The sequence below is a fragment of the Mariniflexile aquimaris genome (genome assembly GCF_042676825.1).
In the GTDB taxonomy this organism is placed as follows: domain Bacteria; phylum Bacteroidota; class Bacteroidia; order Flavobacteriales; family Flavobacteriaceae; genus Mariniflexile; species Mariniflexile aquimaris.
Genome location: NZ_JBHTIB010000008.1, coordinates 561,716 through 581,370, shown reverse-complemented (window position 1 = coordinate 581,370; position 19,655 = coordinate 561,716). Strand labels below are relative to the sequence as shown.

Annotated in this window: 6 protein-coding genes; 2 read left to right on the top strand and 4 right to left on the bottom strand. The window is 34.4% G+C overall.

All coding sequences use genetic code 11. The features are described 5' to 3' along the window. Positions 1 to 14 precede the first annotated feature (14 nt). The 4 genes from ACFQ0I_RS07460 to nhaD all read right to left on the bottom strand — a co-directional run bounded on the left by ACFQ0I_RS07460 (position 15) and on the right by nhaD (position 11,431). A complete protein-coding gene (locus ACFQ0I_RS07460) occupies positions 15 to 3,158 on the bottom strand; it encodes a SusC/RagA family TonB-linked outer membrane protein (protein WP_379940864.1) in 3,144 nt (1,047 codons plus the stop codon). A gap of 228 nt (positions 3,159 to 3,386) precedes the next feature. Further along, positions 3,387 to 6,149, bottom strand: coding sequence for a triple tyrosine motif-containing protein (locus ACFQ0I_RS07455; protein WP_379940863.1), 2,763 nt, complete (start codon positions 6,147 to 6,149; stop codon positions 3,387 to 3,389). 253 nt (positions 6,150 to 6,402) lie between these two features. Next, complete coding sequence (locus tag ACFQ0I_RS07450) at positions 6,403 to 9,882, bottom strand: hypothetical protein (protein ID WP_379940861.1); 3,480 nt, start codon at positions 9,880 to 9,882, stop codon at positions 6,403 to 6,405. Positions 9,883 to 10,120: 238 nt separating this feature from the next. Next, complete coding sequence (gene nhaD, locus ACFQ0I_RS07445; protein ID WP_379940859.1) at positions 10,121 to 11,431, bottom strand: sodium:proton antiporter NhaD; 1,311 nt, start codon at positions 11,429 to 11,431, stop codon at positions 10,121 to 10,123. A 384-nt stretch (positions 11,432 to 11,815) separates the two neighbouring features. Between nhaD and ACFQ0I_RS07440 the strand changes: the two genes are divergently transcribed. Continuing rightward, positions 11,816 to 14,584 carry a LamG-like jellyroll fold domain-containing protein gene (locus tag ACFQ0I_RS07440; protein ID WP_379940857.1) on the top strand — a complete coding sequence of 923 codons (2,769 nt, stop codon included), beginning with the start codon at positions 11,816 to 11,818 and terminating at the stop codon, positions 14,582 to 14,584. Positions 14,585 to 14,852: 268 nt separating this feature from the next. Beyond that, the gene (locus tag ACFQ0I_RS07435; protein ID WP_379940855.1) at positions 14,853 to 19,394 is read left to right on the top strand and encodes an Ig-like domain-containing protein; all 4,542 of its coding nucleotides are present in this window, start codon (positions 14,853 to 14,855) and stop codon (positions 19,392 to 19,394) included. Positions 19,395 to 19,655 lie beyond the last annotated feature (261 nt).

Genomic DNA, 19,655 nt, shown 5'->3' with positions numbered 1-19,655 from the left:
TATTTTTTTGGATGTTAAAATTTAAGGTCTAAACCAATTAAAAATGTTCTAGATTGTGGATATGCTCCTCTATCTACACCTGTATCTAAAATACCACCTGAAATTTCAGGATCAAATCCTGTGTATTCTGTAAGTGTTAACAAGTTTTTAGCTTGTGCATATATACGCACTTTACTAAATACATTGTTTGACGTTTCAGGCAAGGTATAACCTACTATTAAACTTTTAATTTTCAAAAAGCTTCCGTCTTCCACATATCTATCAGACACTCTAATATTACTATTGGTATCTGCAAATGTGTAACGTGGATTTTTAGCATCGTTAGTTGTGCCTTCTCCAGTCCATCTATTTAAAATGCTTCTATCTTTGTTTGTGTACTGTGCATTACGCTCGTAAGCTCTGTATATATCGTTGCCAACAGAAACATAAGTAAACATACTAAAATCGAAGTTTTTATAATCAAATCCAAGATTCCAACCTAAAGTGAATGTAGGGAATGGATCTCCAATTTTAGTTTTATCGTTATTATCAATAATACCGTCGTTATTAACGTCAACAAAGCGAATATCTCCTGGATTTGCACCTGTTTGTGTAACATGAGCATCTACTTCTGCTTGGTTTTGGAATAACCCATCTGTTACAAATCCATAAAAGTAACCTGGTGTATAACCTTTTTGAAAACGTGTTGCAGTTTGACTTTGTCCGTTAAAATAACTACCACCGTCAATGAGTGCAGTACCATCACTATTTGTTGCTGTTACTAAGTTTTTAGAAGTTGTAAAAGTGAATGAGGTATTAAATTTAAATTCATTCGAACTACTATTTTTATACCCTATAGTCAAGTCGACACCCTTACTTTCTGTACTACCAATATTTGAAGTTACAGGTTCTGAAGTACCGGCGTAAAGTGGTGGTGCATCTGTAAATAAAAGCCCATCAACTGTTTTATTAAAATAATCGGCAGAAATAGATATATTATCTAACAGTGTAGCATCAAATCCTATATTATATTGTGTTTGCTCTTCCCAGCTTAATGTTGGATTACTAAAAGAGTTTACTGTTGCTCCCGAAACAAATTCGGTACCAAAAGTATATCCGTTACTATTTGCCGTAGAGTTATAACTAGGTCCACCTACTGTAATACCTACATATTGTGGATCTACATTTTCGTTACCAACGGTACCGTAACTTCCTCTAATTTTTAAAGAATTAATGGCTTTTGAATTAAAGAAATCTTCATTGGATACCACCCAACCTAATGAGCCAGCATAGAAGTTTGCAAATTTATTATCTGTACCAAAAGCGATAGAACCATCGCGTCTTGCAGAGAACGAAGCTAAATATTTGCTTTCGTAATCATAGTTAATCCTACTAAAATAAGATACATTTCTACGTTCTAAATTTTGATAGCTATATCCTGTGTAGGCATTTGTATTCAACTCTGTATTAACTCCTGTTGCAGCACTAATATCTGCCCACTCCCAAGAATTATCTCTAACATCTTGTCGTGTAGTACCAAAACCATAACCCGTAGATTTACTTCTTGATATACCTAAAACAATATCAAAATTATGCTTATCGTTTAAGTTAAAACCATAGCTCGCAAAAGTTTCAAAAGTGTAATTAAAACTTGAAACCGTGCTTTCAGTAACACTATTATGAAATGATGGAATTACACTTGTAGTACCATCACCATTATCAACAGACTGCGTTGGCACAGTTCCATCAGGTAAATATTGACTAGATACGTTATTAGGTCCATAATACGCTAATGGCGTAAAACTTTTTCCTACTTGATCCCATTTAGTATATCCAAAACGAGAGGTAATTTTAAGATTATCTAAAATATCATACTGTAACTCAAATTTACCGTAAAGCTTATCGCCATTACTTTCATTATAAGTATCGTCTAATCTTTGAACTGGATTAAAAATTTCAGATAATAACAAATTACTATAGCCATAGGTTGCAAAATCGCTAGGATCTGTATTATAAACAGATACCGTTGGGTCGAAGTTTATGGCATTACCTATGATGGAATTAAATGAGTTTTCTGCAATCGATTTACTTTTAATATTAGCATAACTAGAATTAAGTATAAACTTTAATTTAGAAGTTAATTGAAAATCTACGTTTGCAGTAAAGTTTACTCTGTTAAAATTTGATTTATCGAAACCACCTACTATACCACCTTGACTTAAGTATCCTGCAGACACAAAATAACCAACAGTTTCTGATCCGCCTCGCGCCGAAAGTGTGTGTGAACTAACTGAAGCATCTTCAAAAACTTCATCTTGCCAGTCTGTACCATATCCTAAATTAGATATGTCTGAAAAAATTAAATCGCCACCAGCAGTTACGCTTCCTTCATTAATCATAACAGCATATTCTGATGCATTTAACACTCCTAATTTTCTAATTACAGATTGCACACCAGCGTAAGTATTAAAGCTAAATTCGGTTTTTTGATTTTTTCTACCTCCTTTAGTAGTTACTACAATTACACCGTTACCACCTTTAACACCATAAATTGCTGTAGATGCCGCATCTTTTAAAATATTAAGTGATTCGATATCTGCCGAACTAATGGAATTTAAATCATCTAATGTTTGTGGAACACCATCTATAATAACTACTGGATCTACACCAGAGAAAGAAGGAATACCACGAACTAATACTGTTGGCTTACTACCAGGAGATCCACTTTGAATAACCGATACCCCAGCAGCACTACCCTGTAAAGCTTCTTCAACCCTTAATGGTTTGAATTGCTCAATAGATTCTGCTTTAACGGTTGAGATGGCTCCGGATACTTTAGTTACTTTTTGAGTACCGTAACCTACTACCACTACTTCATCAAGTTGTGCTAAATCTTGCACCATTTTAATGGTTAATTTAGTTCTATCTTTAACTACTGTTTCGTAAGTAACAAAACCTACATAGCTAAATGATACAACGGCACCTACCTTTACATCGGCAAGTGCAAAATTACCGTCGAAATCGGTAATTGTTCCTTTATTAGTGCCTTTAACTATAACGTTGGCACCTGGAATAGGAAATCCTGTGTCATCAAGCACAGTTCCGCTAATATCAATATTTTGCGCACCTGAGTATGCAAAAAAGAAAAAGCATAGAATTTTAAAAAGAGTTTGTCTCATATTAATTTAGTTTTTAGTTTTTTTAAAATTAGTAAGATTGGTTGATGTATCGAAAATTTCTACCACAACAAAAAACATACATCATAATAAAACACCTTTGTTTTTATGAAAATCACAATATTCAAGGCTGAAATTTAGAATATCGCATCACGAAAATCTTGCTAGGAATAACACAAAACCACAACAATGTTGTGGTAATGTATAGGTAAATAAAATACGTGTTGTGGTTTAAATTTCTAAAATATAGTCCGATAAACTATCATCGTGGTCTAAATTCATTTTTTTACGCAATCTGTAGCGTTTAACCTCTACACTTCTGGTAGAAATATTAAGCAATGGCGCAATCTCTTTAGACGACAGATTTAATCGAAGATATGCACAAAGTCTTAAATCGTTTGATGTGAGTGATGGATGTTCTGTTTTAATCTTTTTAAGAAAATCTTGATCGGCGTTATTAAAAGCTTCCTCAAATAAATGCCAATCATCTGTATTGTTCAGATTTTTGTCAATAATTTTAATTACACTTTTTAAATTCTTATCATTTTCAGACGCGATCTTAATTTCTTCTTTTATTTTACTTAAAAATTCGTTCTTTTTAATCAAACTCATGGTAGAAATACCCAACTCTCTATTTTTGGCCGCAATATCGCTTTTTAGTTTTTCGTTATTAAATTGCATCAATTGCTGCTTGTTCTCTAATTCTTTAAGCTCCAACTCTCGCATTGTATTTTCAAGCAATTTTTCACGCTGCTTTCTGTAATATCGCTTATAAATATTATGCATGAAAAGCGAAAAAAATATTAAAAGCAAACAATATGTAACAATCATAAGGTTTGTTAGATACCAGGGTTTATCTATAGTGAATTTATATGTTGCAATGTTGCTGGTTAAACTATTCCCAACTTTTGCGCGTACATTAAATGTATAATCACCATGTGGTAAATTACTAAACGATACGATGGGATTAGAGTCCCACGCACTCCATTCTGGATACATACTTTTTAACTGATATTGGTATTCGGTATCGAAATATTTATCGAACTGGGCTACATTACATCTAAACTCAATATGATTATCTCGATTTTTAAAAAACCCAGCGTCATTTTTATTAACATATTCTAAATCGGAATTTATGTTATGCTTAGATATAGAATTAATATTAACGGTATACGCTTTCTTTTCAAATTTATCCAAATCAACCACCACAAAACCAGAAGAAGTTCCAATAAGGTACTTTTTATCCTTAACATGGGTAATGTTTTCGTAGCCTGTTTGCGCTCTAGGTAGCGTCTCTGAAAATGAAATACTTTGAATTATTGGTGTATTAGTAAGTTTTCCTGGGGATATATAATTTAACGTTTTTTTAGAAAAACTAAAAAGTGTGTTTGTTGCTTTATTGAATATTAACTTGCCAGAAGAAAATTTATCTTTTGTAATTAACTTACTTAAAATAGTGTCTTTATAAAACCGATTTTTAGCATCGTTATATTTAAAAACTCCTTGTTTGCTTGTAAACAATAGGTCGTCGTTATACTTTAATATACTAGAATTTATTTCACTTTTAATAGTTGAATCTATCGCTATTTTAACAGCCTTTGTTAACTGATTATTTACTTTTACTTTGTAAACACCTCTATATTCGTGACCAACCAGAATTTGACCGTTTTTACTTATTTCAAAAAATCTACTAGATAAATTAAACCCTTCAATTTTATTACGTAAACGCCAATTCCCATTTTGATTTTCTAAAATATAAAGGCCATCATAATTTCCCTGAAGTAATAAGTTATTTGAGATGGGCAACACATTCCAGGTGCCTTGTATGTCTGCTATTTTGCTTACACTACTATTTTTAACTACAAGAGTTCCAGAATCGTGCCCACAAAAAAGCGTATTATCTATTTCTGTTAAACTCCAAACCGCTCCTTGGGTTCCTTCAATAAATTTGAACTCTGCATCTTCATTTAAAGGCTTACAAAACAAGCCTTGGTTACTGCCTAAGTATAAATTACCATTATAAATGGCAGAGGTATTTACTGTCCCTATTTTCCCCTTTTCTTCGTTAAAAACACTAAACGGAGATTCTATATTAACACAATTAATTCCATTATTTAATGCCAACCAGATATTGCGTTCGGCATCTTCAAAAACAAAATGAATTGTATTATCACTTAATCCATTAATGGTATTTATTCTATAACCTATTCTACCCTCTTTGGTAAGATGCAAAATTCCATTGGATCGTGTACCTACAATAAAACCATTATCTTTTAGTTGGGTGGCGCGGTAAATATTTTCTTTAACGAGTAATTGATTTGCTGGAACATTCCAATTAACTAATGTGCTATTATCTAAAACATAAAAACCCCAATCTTCTGTCGCTAACAACAGTTTATCTCGAAAATTAAAAACATTCACAAGAATGTGTTCTTTTAAAATTTTATTATTAGAAACTAATTTGGACGAACCGTTCTCTATTTTGTATAATCCTTCTTTATTTTTTTGATAGTAAATAGTTTTATTAACCTTAAACATTTTTGATATTCCGGTTTTCGATTCAATAAAACTATATGCTTTACTAGTTAGATTATATATATAAATTCTATTTAACGACTGAAAAAGAATGTGGTTATCTAATTCTATGATATTCCAAAATTCTTCGTCATCTAAAAATTTTATATCGAGCTTTTTAGATAAAGAGATGTATTGTAATAATCCAAATTGATTACGTTCCCAAAAACCAAACTCTCTATAACAACCCGTATATATTTTGTTTCCTATGGCGTATACCGATCTTATAATGCTTTCATTTGGCGAATTATATAATCGCCATTCCGCCCCATTAAACTCCAATAGTCCTTTGTTATTTGCAACATAAATAAATTTGTCCCTAGATTGTGAAATAGACCAATTTTGAGTTTCTCCACCATAATCTAATGGTTTATATGTTTGAACAGTTGGTCGCTCCTGTGCCATCAAGAAAACAGACATTGTTAAAAACGTCAGCCGAAAAAATATATTCGCTAATTTCAAACCAAAAACAATTATTGTTAAGGTACTAAGTTACTAAAAATAATGGCTCAAAGCATTTTTGTATAGTTAATGTATGGATTTTTTACTTACCCTTATTTTGCTATTATTAACATTAATACTGAAGAATTTATTTTAACGCAACAGAACTTTTAAAAACAAAAAAAAGTCCAGCAAACTAATACTGAACTTTTTTCTTACTTTGAATTAATTTTTATTTCTTAAATAACGGATCTGCACCAATGGTTCCTACTAAACTATTTAGATAGTCTTCCGATTTAGCTTCAGCATATAACTGCTTAACAGATTTCAATTGATTCTTAATTTTCATCTCAGACACTAAATCTTCATTATTTGGATTTGCAATAAATGTTTCCAAATAAGCTATTTGAGACTCATAAAAGCGCATATCTTTTGCTTGTTTTAATTTTAATCGGTCTTTATACCAATCACTATTTATGATATAATCGCGTTCAAAATATTTTCTTAATTCTGGATGGCTAATTTCTTTACCTTCATAAGTACCATAAGCCATAATATGCAACAGAATTTTTAATGGTGGAATTGCAGATTCAATACTACCATCTTCAAAATATCGCAAAGCTACTTTTTGTTGTGCTTCTACAATGTTATTAATACCATCTACATAATCTTCTAACCCTTGTAATTCTGGTTTTAACATTCTTTCGTTAAATACGGCATTAGGCTCATCGAAGAGTTTATTTAAACATCTTAAAGAGAAACGGCTTGTTATTCTATAGCCTAAACGGCTAGCTAATATTTTTTTGCCATTAAACTCAAAATCATCTATTTTTTCTAGGCAACCATCTTCAATAAGTAATTTAGGATTACGATCATTTTCGTCTAAACGTGCCCAAATTTCTGGTATTAATAAACTGATATCGTGATCTACTTTATTTTCGGCACCCACATAACCGGCAGCTGTACTAAACGCGTTAGAATCTGTTAAAATATGCGACAATAAGGCGTTATTTAAATCGGTTGTAGGCGTTAACATATTAAATGGTCCTTTTGTTAAGGCCCCCTCAGATCCTGCACCTGTTGTTGAAGGTGATTTACCTGTAAGACTACAGATAAAATCCATAAACAACTCTGGAGTTTCCTGATAATGTATCGGGTTATAAACTGCTAACGGACGAATACCATTCTTCTTATCAACCGGATTATTTCTTCTTCCAGGCAATACCGCATTAACAACGTGAATTACGGGGTCTTCCGATTTAATTTTTCTATACAAACGTACCCCAACTTCACCTAAATAACTGGCTTCAGTCTCGTCGATAAAAATATTACGTTCTAAATAACGCGGATTTTTTGTTGGCTCACCATCTACAATTCTAGTGTGCGATGGAAGACAAAAATATTCTTCTTCATTCGGACTGTTAACAACACTTAAAATAAGATCTTTAACAGGTTGGGTGTATTTATCAAAATTAATGGTGTCTTCATAAATTTCAATAGCATCCTTTTTTGTTAAAAGTTCATAATTGGTTAAAAAGGTGTTATCTGTTACAAGGTCGCGTTCGGCTCCTTCATCATATCCTCGAATAATCGCTTCATCGGGTCTTTGAAATAAGAAACTTTCGCAGTTTGCAACCACTTTAAAACTACCATTGGTTAACTCTGGATTTAAGTTTTTAAATTGGTTTCTTGGCAGGGTAACAGAAGCCGAAATATCGTCTTCCATTTGTATTTTTTGACTTGCAGAAAAATCGGATCTCAATTTATTTAATAACCAACGTCCTTCTTGATTAAAACCAATACGCACATAGCTTCCAACCACTGGGTTGTTAAAATAATTTAGTCCCGTTCCTTTTTGGCCGTTTATTACGTCTACATACATACATTCTTTCCAATTCAATGTATCGTAATCTTGACGGTATAGTCTTTTCACAAATAATACAAGCGATCTAATATGTACCGGAATATTTTTCACAAATGTGTTGTACTCATCTGTATATACATCTAAAGGTTGTAACAATCTAACCGCAGAACCCAGTGTTCTTTTAGAGCTTAAAAAGGGTTCGGATGGTGGTAAACTAGGATCGTAATTTTTCCATCTTTTAGAATAATCATATTCTATAATCTCATCGGCTTTTTTAAAATCCTCGTCAATATTAACGATATTAAACGCGCTATACGTAATGGCGTTAAGCATCGATTTAGAAATTTCAGATTTTCCACCACCTGAAACCGTACATGGTTTATGGCAAAAGATACCTTCTGGCGCTGTATTAACAATACGCCACAACGAAATAGCCTTATGTTTTTCTAATTTAAATTTATTACCTGTTGGATGGATGTAAGTTTTATTTGGCGATAACACCAATTTTTGTTCTTTATTATTATATGTCCAGGTAATACTATTGGTATTGGTATTAATATAGGCGTTTTCGGGAATGTAAACTAAATTTGGATAGTTTTTATCTACCGCATAATTACCCGGCTTAACGTCTATTCGATTACCTAATAAGGTTTTAACACCCTCAAATGAATACTTGTTTTCATATTTTCTAGAAAAGCCATTACCATCTACAATATCGCCCATTACACCTCTTGGATACGCAATAGCACCACCCGAATGTTCTTCTTCTACTAAACCGAACAAATTAGCAGAATAACTAATTTGCGTTTTAATTTCCTTTTTAGAATATCCAAAATAGTTATCGGCAATAATGGTAACTACAACCCCGCGGTCGTCTCTACACGTTACTTTAAAAGCTCCACCTTCATTGTAAAGTTCATCTTCATTTTTCCAACACATACCGTCGTTTTTCTGACGCTCGGTGGCATCGTCCCAATGCGGTAATCCTACATCTTTTTTCTTAAGAGTTTTTAATTGTGGCGCTAAAATAATACATCCTGTATGTCCTGTCCAGTGTTCTGTATCTAAGGCAGCATCATTATGAGCAAGGTTTGGGTCGCCGGCGTTACCAAAAATCGATTCGACAAAATCCAAATTACTCACCAAACTACCAGGAGCAAAAAAACGGACTTCCATACTCTTTTTAGGAATAACACCTTTTACTTCTGGGCATACCATTGGGCGCAACAATAACGACACCATTACTTTTGCTTTTTCTTTTTGATTCGCCGTAAACGGTAATGTTTTTAAAGCATCAGATGGTTTGAAAGCTTCGTGTAAAAAATGAGCAAAGGTTATTTTAGGAACCTCCTTTTTATCTAACGGCACTGGCAAATTACTTTCTACAATATGAAAAGTACCTTTAGTGGTTCTTTTATCGTTAATAGGGTTGTTTAAGATCCCTTGCTTTATTCTGTGTGAAATAATATCCTCACTTTTAAAAGAAGTACCATCTGGTGGTAAACTAATTTCTCTTGCGTGCCCTTTTTGGTTTAATATCAAGGTATTATTAGGAATCTCGTAAGATTTTTTAAAATCTACATCTTTTAAAAAATCATTTAAAAAATTTTGAATTCGTGTATCGGCTGGAGAAAGATACTTTGATAAAAGTCTTGATTTTTCTTTAAATCCTTTGGTAAAAGCACTTGTTAATTGCTGAAGCTTCGGATTACAAAATTTATACTCTGCATCCTCCTTATCCTGAAAAAGAGGTTGCCCCAATGATGCTAATTGAAGGTTGATATACTGAACCGTATCCTTTCTACTCTGACTTAATGGGTCTGACTGCACTAAATTATCTTTACTCATGTATGAAGAATTTAAAACTATTAATAATTTGTCTTAAAACATCTGCTTAAACGTTTAAGCAATACAAATATGCCAAAAAGTAGTCAAAAATTAAAGAAAAAAACCAATAATTTTGACTGAAACCTTGTTTTTTGAATTATTTATAAGTGATTGAAAATAATACCTAATAAAATGGCCTTTTCAATTAAAATAAATGATTTTAATTGAAAAGTAATCTTCCTATAAATTCAGGCGAAAATTAATTTAACAATATATAGACTCCTATTCCGGCTAAATACCCTAAAATTGCCAACAACGATATTTTTTTTAAATACCATATAAAATCAATTTTAAAGATACCCATAATAGCGACGCCTGCAGCAGATCCAATAATTAAAATACTTCCACCAGTTCCTGCGCAATAAGCCAATAATTCCCAGAACGCATGATCTACCGGGTAAGTCTCTAAAGAATACATTCCCATTGCACCAGCCACCATGGGTACATTATCTATAACGGCAGATAGCCCTCCAATTAATGTATTCACCACATATATACTATCAAAACTACTATCTAATGCCGTTGCTAACTGCAATAAATGTCCGCCAGATTGCAACGCGGCAACCGCTAATAATATCCCTAGAAAAAATAATATACTTGGGGTATCAATGCGTTGTAAAATAGAAATTATAGAAAGTGAATGTTTTTGCTCGTCGTCCTTTTTACGATGTAATATTTCGGTTAAAATCCACATAACACCCAAACCAAAAAGAATACCCATAAATGGAGGTAAATGGGTAACGCTTTTAAAAATCGGCACAAATAATAATGCACCAATACCAACACAAAAAACAAGTGTTTGATCAAATTTACTAACATGGTGTTTTGCATCAGCCTTTTGGTTTGAAATTTCAACAACCTGTGGTTGAATATGGCCTTTTAAACTAAAACTTAGCACTAATAAAGGCACTGTTAAGCACACTAAACTTGGTAGTAAAACTTGAATTATAATATTCGAAGCCGTTACTTGTCCCCCAATCCACAACATAATGGTGGTAACATCGCCTATTGGAGACCAAGCGCCACCCGCGTTGGCTGCGATAATAATCATTCCGGCAAAAAGCCATAAATCATTTTTATCTTTAATCATCTTCTTTAATAGAGCCGACATTACTATAGCAGTCGTTAAATTATCTAAGGCAGCCGACAGAAAAAATGTTAAAAAACAAAGCACCCAAATAAGTTTAAGTTTGTTAGTTATCGTTATTCTATCCGTAATTATCGAAAATCCTTCATGCGCATCAATAAGTTCAACAATGGTCATGGCGCCTAGTAGAAAAAATAATATTTCTGAAATTTCACCAACATGTTCCAGCAAAACTTCAGAAATAAAATGTAACGATTCCGTTTCAGCTAAATTAGAAAACATGGTATCGCGACCAAATACAAGCAACACCCAACAAACAACGCCAGTCAATAAAGCTGATGCTGTTTTATTAATTTTAATTTGATGTTCTAAGGCAATAGCCAGATATCCTATTGCAAAAATAATAACGATAGTAAGGTACATAAGTAAAGGTTAGATTGTTTAATAAAATTAATATAAAAACCAATTGATAGATACTTTAAAATGCAATATTTATTTGTTTGATGTAAATATTTTTTAAAAGCCTCATATACAAAAACTTATTAACAACATAACGCTTAAAAACGATAACAATACAAACTTTTTTAGCTGGGTTTTTAAGTCATGGAGATTTTAGAATAAGCAGCTTTTTAATTTTAAAATGTATGCTTTAAATTATTTGCCATTCTAACCGTAAATAACTACCTATCAGTTATTTAAATATTGTAATATTTTTATAGTGTATTTCGTCGATTAAATTTGCTTTTAATGGATATTTAATCTAGTTTTGAACATAGTTAAACTAGTCCCAAACTTAATTAACTACTTATGAAGACCCCTATCAACACAATAAAGTTATTTTATTATGTTTTAGGTTTACTTATATCTCTCAGTTCGTACTCTAAAACTAAAATTAACTGCGAAACTTTTGACTCTAAAGGAGCAATCTTTAATTATGTAAATTCCCCAAATAAAGTCGTCAGGTATTTGGAGTTAACATTAGAGCAACCTCGGATTGATTTTAACGGTATTAATAGCTATATCGATTTTGGCGATGTGCACGATTTAACAAGCACATTCACGCTTGAAGCATGGATTCTGCAAGAAACCACTGTATCCAACGGTAGCATCATTTCAAAAGGCAATATAAAAGCAGGAAATAAAAGCGGATATCAATTAGCGGTTATTAATAATTACCCTAATATCACTTGGTATAATGCCTCTGGAACTGCCTTAGTAAATTTAACTTCGCAATATCCCATAACTAATAATAAATGGTATCATGTCTCAGCAACTTTTAACGGTGCATCTGTTAAATTATATATTGATGGCTTAATAGTAAACGAAGTTAGCATTTCAACAGCGCCTTCAGACACTGCAGAGCCGTTTCTTATTGGTGCCAGTTATGACAGCGACACACCCTCTACCCCAAAAAACTATTTTAATGGCTTTATAGATGAAGTCAAAATCTGGAATGTTGACTTAAATGAACAACAAATTCGAGATGCGATGAATCAAGAAATTGAACAAAACGGAACGAATGTAAAAGGTAAAGTGACGCAATTAGATATTTCAAACGGTTTGTCGTGGCTCAATTTAAAAGGATACTATCCCATGAATGCCAATACGGCAGATGATGCCTCTGGAAACAACATTCATGGCGTTAAGAAAAACACAACCACATTAGAATTACAAAATGCGCCATTACCATACACAACAAAGGCCAACGGAAGCTGGACAGATACAACAGCTTCAACGCCATGGACCCATGGTGATACTGTTTGGAATTTGCCTAATGGCTTAGGTGTTGATGGCACCACACCTATAGATTGGAATATTGTAACAACCTCCCACAACATAAGTTCGGGCGATAAAAACATTACGCTTTCTGGTTTGATAACCGATGCCGCTGGAACAAAACTTTCTATTGCAGACCCGAACGATCCTCTAGACGAAACAAATGCAGGTAGAAGTTTACGTGTAACCAAATATTTAAAACTAATTGGCGACATAGACTTGGTTGGAGAATCACAATTACTGCAAGATCAAGGTAGTATTTTAGATGTTAGCAGCTCTGGTAAATTAGAAAGAGACCAACAAGGCACAAAAGATTTATACACCTATAACTACTGGTCTTCTCCTGTTGGATTAAGCAATACCACTAGTAACAACAATAGCTTTAAACTTAGCGATAACATCTTAAAAAACGGCACCATATCGGCAGCACCAAATAACATTACTTTTTTAACCTCAGGTTACAATGGAAGTGTCTCTGGAACAAACATAAGTATAGCCGATTATTGGATATGGAAATTTGCAAATAATTTAAGTAATTCCTATTCTGCATGGCAACATATTAGACGCTCCGGAACCATTAAAATTGGTGAAGGCTTTACAATGAAAGGGGTTGAAAGTTCGCCAACATCTTTAGGCTCAACTCAAAACTATACTTTTTACGGAAAACCAAATAATGGCGACATTACTTTGAATATTAATGAAGGTAATGACTATTTAATTGGCAACCCATACCCGTCTGCACTTGATGCCAATCAATTTATTAATGATAATGATGAAACCCTTGGCGGCACTGGTTCTTCTACAGGAACATTATATTTCTGGCAACATTGGGGAGGCGGCTCTCACGTATTAGCAGAATATAAAGGCGGCTACGCAACCTATACCTTATCGGGTGGCTCACCAGCTCCATTTATGGGAATACCACCTCCAGGTCTTATTAAAAGACCAGGACGTTATATCCCTGTAGCACAAGCATTTTTTGTTACCGCGAAAACAACTGGCACGATTAAATTTAATAACGGACAACGCGTATTTCAAAATGAAAATGGCATAACTTCCTTATTTGTTAAACCTGGTAATACGAAACAGAGTAAGGAATCAGCCAAAAACGATATTGCAGACAGCAGAACCAAACTAAGATTAGGGTTTAACTCGGTTAATAATATACGCAGGCAAATATTAGTTACTGCCGATCCTGCTACAACTTGTGGATATGACTGGGGTTATGAGGCTCCATATATTGATAATCTTATAGATGATATGTATTGGATGATTGAAGGTAATAAATACACCATACAAGGCATCAATGAAATTAGTGAAACTACTGTTATGGCTATTGGAATTCACACCAAAAATGATGGTTATAATAGTATTAATCTGGATTCTTTAGAAAATGCACCAGACAATATGAACGTAATCATTCATGATAAAACTTTAAATACAAGTCATAACTTAACTGAAAGCAGCTATAACACGTATCTTCCTGCTGGTGAATATTTAAACAGATTTGAAATTTCGTTTAGCAGCAAGCAATTATTGGCAAATGAAACTATTGAAAGTCAAATTTTTGAAGCCTACTATTCAAATGAAACTAGTAATATTATTATACATAACCCGAATCAAAAAACCATTAAGTCCACCGAAGTCTTAAATATATTAGGACAAACAGTCCAAAACTTTGAAACTAAATCAAATCAAAACTTAATTGAATACAAACCGCAACAAATAAGTCCGGGTGCGTACATTATAAAAATTAAATCAGACTCCGGAATAATTTCTAAAAAAGTTTTAATTAAATAAATAGCCAGAAGTGTTGTAATCCCAAATCAAAAACTCTTTTTACCTATTTTTTTAAAGTCCTAAATTCATTTTTAGGACTTTTTTCATGCATTTTAAAACCTTCGTTTGTGCTCAAATTTTATTATTTAGTGCATTTCATCGGTTTTTTTTGCATTTCACGGCATTTATTACTACTATTGTACTGTAAATTGTTTTAAATTAAACTAATTGTACTCTCGCAATGAAATGTCTCTCACAAATCTCAAGGAGTTATCTCCTAACCTTATTAATGGCTTTCTGTATAAATTCGTTTTCACAAACTGTAATTTATTCAGAAAGCTTTTCTTCTAGTGCTGGAGGTTGGTCTACTACTTCAACTGGTTCTGGCACTGGGGCTTGGGTTCGAGGTTCTAATTCCAGTCATTCCTCAGGAGCCACAGGAAATTATTTTTACTCTCAAAAATATAGTTCTGAGTACAATAATCATACGTATATCACTGCCACAAGTCCAGCTATTGATTTAACAGGTTACATTTCAATTACTCTTGAATTAAAAATTTGGTATAACACTGAATCTTCTTATGACGGAATGAAAATAGAATATTCCTTAAATAATGGAAGTAGTTGGAACGATCTAGGTTCTGTATCTAATTCAAATTGGTATAATGATTCAGGAGTTAATGCCTTTAATAGTAATGAAGATGGATGGTCTGGTAATAGCAGCGGATGGTTAACGAGAAGCATTAATTTAAGTACTGAAGACATCGGTTTCGAATCTGCAACACAAGCAAAATTTAGAGTACTTTTTGCATCCGATTATAGTATCACTGACACAGGCGTTGCATTTGATGAAATATTTATTAGAGGTACCGAGTCAATATATTGTTCTGCATCCTCTTCAACCTGCGATGAATTTATAAGCAAAGTTCAAGTAGGCACTATTAATAACACATCATCTTGTTCTACAGGTGGTTACACCGATTACACTAGCCAAAGTACTAATATGACAATTGGAACAGGCTACCCAATAACAATTACTAATGGGCGGCCTTATATCAACGACCAATGCGGTATTTGGGTAGATTGGAATCAAGATGGAGATTTTCTGGATGCAAATGAAACACTTACAACTTCTGGAGGACCGTTAACTTATACTTCAACAATAACACCTCCAGTAAGTGCATTAGTTGGACCAACCCGATTAAGAATTCGAATAACTTATACTGGTTCCGTAAGCTCTTGTGGCAACACGACTTACGGCGAAGTAGAAGATTATAGCATAAACGTAATCGCTGCTCCTTCAATTACTACAGGAACAATTTCACCAACATCGTATTGTTCGGGTTCTTCAATTAATGTACCTTTTACAATTACGGGAACTTTTACATCAGGAAATGTTTTTACTGCACAATTATCGAATGCTAGCGGCAATTTTACTTCACCAGTATCCATTGGAACATTAACCGGTACCACATCAGGAACGATTTCAGCAACCATTCCAACAGCAACGGCAACTGGTAATCAATATCGCATACGTGTTGTAAGTAGCAATCCCGTTGTAACTGGATCAATCAACGGAACCAACATTACTATTAACAGCATTCCAACCATTACAGGAACAACACCGGCTTCAAGATGTGGAACTGGTAGCGTAACTTTAGGCGCAACAGCTTCAAGCGGAACTATTAACTGGTATGCGACTTCAACTGGTGGGACTTCGTTAGGAACAGGGACTAGTTTTACAACGCCGAGTATTTCTTCAACTACAACGTATTGGGTAGATGCTACAAATGCTAGTTGTACAACCACCACAAGAACTGCCGTAATCGCGACTATTAACAGCATTCCAACCATTACTGGAACAACGCCGGCTGCAAGATGTGGCACCGGTAGCGTAACTTTAGGCGCGACAGCTTCAAGCGGCACTATCAATTGGTATGCGGCTTCATCTGGTGGGGCTTCGTTAGCAACAGGGACTAGTTTTACAACGCCTAGCATTTCCTCAACTACAACGTATTGGGTAGATGCTACAAATGGTAGTTGTACAACCACCACAAGAACTGCCGTAATCGCGACTATTAACAGCATTCCAACCATTACAGGAACAACAACTGCTTCAAGATGTGGTGCCGGTAGCGTGACTTTAGGTGCGACAGCTTCAAGCGGAACAATTAACTGGTATGCGGCTTCATCTGGTGGGGCTTCGTTAGCAACAGGGACTAGTTTTACAACACCGAGTATTTCCTCTACTACAACGTACTGGGTAGATGCTACAAATGCTAGTTGTACAACCACCACAAGAACTGCCGTAATCGCGACTATTAACAGCATTCCAACCATTACAGGAACCACGCCGGCTGCAAGATGTGGCACCGGTAGCGTAACTTTAGGCGCGACAGCTTCAAGCGGCACTATCAATTGGTATGCGGCTTCATCTGGTGGGGCTTCGTTAGCAACAGGGACTAGTTTTACAACGCCTAGCATTTCCTCAACTACAACGTATTGGGTAGATGCTACAAATGGTAGTTGTACAACCACCACAAGAACTGCCGTAATCGCGACTATTAACAGCATTCCAACCATTACAGGAACCACGCCGGCTTCAAGATGTGGAAATGGCACCGTAACTTTAGGTGCGACAGCCTCAAGCGGAACAATTAACTGGTATGCGGCTTCATCTAGTGGGGCTTCGTTAGCAACAGGGACTAGTTTTACAACGCCTAGCATTTCCTCAACTACAACGTATTGGGTAGATGCTACAAATGGTAGTTGTACAACCACCACAAGAACTGCCGTAATCGCGACTATTAACAGCATTCCAACCATTACAGGAACAACGCCGGCTTCAAGATGTGGTGCCGGTAGCGTGACTTTAGGTGCGACAGCTTCAAGCGGAACTATTAACTGGTATGCGACTTCAACTGGTGGGACTTCGTTAGGAACAGGGACTAGTTTTACAACGCCGAGTATTTCATCAACTACAACGTACTGGGTAGATGCTACAAATGGTAGTTGTACAACAGCAACAAGAACTGCGGTGAATGCTACCATAAATAAAAATTACTGGACGGGTGATGCCGACACTAACTGGAACAACTCCGCAAACTGGTGTGCAGGTGTGCCAACAAATGGCATAGAAATGACATTAAACGTTTTAATCCCATCAGGATTAACCAATTACCCCGTAATTTCTGCGGGAGCCGCCGCTGGATATGTGAAATCAATTGTATTAGAAAACAATACGATATTAACCATCATAGACAATAGTTTACGCGTTACTGAAAACCTTAAACTTGATGGTAAAATAGATTTAGAAGGTGAAGCACAATTATTGCAGGATTTAGGAAGCATCTTAGACCCAACCAGCTCGGGTACTTTAGAACGCGATCAACAAGGAACTGCCGACACCTATACTTACAATTACTGGTCGTCTCCAGTCGGACTTCCTAATAACACAACCAATAATAACAGCTATAAAATATCAGACATTTTCCAAGGACTAAATTTTATAACTACCGGTTATAATGGTAGTGCATCGCCTTTAGGAATAGCCGATTACTGGATTTGGAAATTCAGTAACAAAACAAGTGGCGATTACTCACAATGGCAACATGTAAGAAGCACGGGTACACTACTTGCAGGCGAAGGTTTTACTATGAAAGGACCAGGTACTGGTTCTATAACAACCCCTCAAAACTATGTGTTATTAGGTAAACCAAATAACGGCGATATTAATTTACCTATAAGTGCTGGCAACGAATATTTAGTAGGAAACCCCTATCCGTCGGCGTTGGATGCAAATCAATTTATTCAAGATAATGGCAATTCCGGTTCAGGATCCACAACAGGAACCTTATATTTCTGGGAACACTGGGGAGGTGGTTCACACATTTTAAGCGAATACCAAGGCGGTTATGCAACATATACTTTGGCAGGAGGCGTGCCAGCTGCATCTTCTGGCACAAGTGGAACAGCTACAAAAACACCTAAGCGGTATATTCCTGTGGCACAAGGATTCTTTGTAACTGCCTCAAATTCAGGCACTATTAAATTTAATAACGGGCAACGTGTTTTTCAAATAGAAGACGGCGAGAATTCGCTGTTCATAAAACAATTAAATACTAAAACCAACAAAAATGCTATAAGCGATACACGAACAAAACTCAGATTGAGCTTTAACTCCGTAAATGCCATTAAAAGACAACTTTTGGTGACTGTTGATAGCAACTCAAGCATGAATTACGATTGGGGATATGATGCACCATATATTGAAAATCTTAAAGATGATGCGTATTGGATGATAGACAGTAAAAAGTACACCATACAGGGAATCGATAAAATTTCTGAATCAACCATAATACCTCTAGGAATTCACACAAAAAATGCTGGTTGGAATACTTTTAATATAGATGCTATAGAATATGATATAGACAATTTGAATATTTATCTTCACGATAAAACTTTAAATACCTACCATAATTTAAAAGAAAGTAGTTTTAAAATCTATCTTCCGTCTGGTGAATATTTAAACAGATTTGAAATCACATTCAATAATAATCAATCATTACTAAGCACAAGTGAGGTTATTAATAAAAATATCGAACTCTATTTTTCGAATGAAAAAGAAAGCATTATTATCAATAACCCTAACTATAAAGAAATAAAGTCTGTTAAAATAAATAATATACTAGGTCAAGCCATTACTCAATTCAATATTAATTCTACCAGCAACTTTTTAGAATTAAAACCTAAAAACATCGAAATCGGCACCTATATTATTACACTGCAGACAGATAAGGAAGTCATTTCTAAAAAAGTTATTATTAATTAAATAAACTTATTACAAACCCAAATCTTTAAGTCTTAGTACTTATTTGTTTAAAGTCCTAAAATCTAATTTAGGACTTTTTAAATGGCATCCTAAACGCACAATTAAGTGGGTATATCATGTTATTTGTGCATTTTATCGATTTTATTTGCTTTTTATGGATTTTTTTCTTAAATTTATTCTATAGTTAGTAGTCTACTACGGACAAACGATGAAGGCCATTAATATTTTAAACACGATTTAATTTGTGAATTGGACAAGATG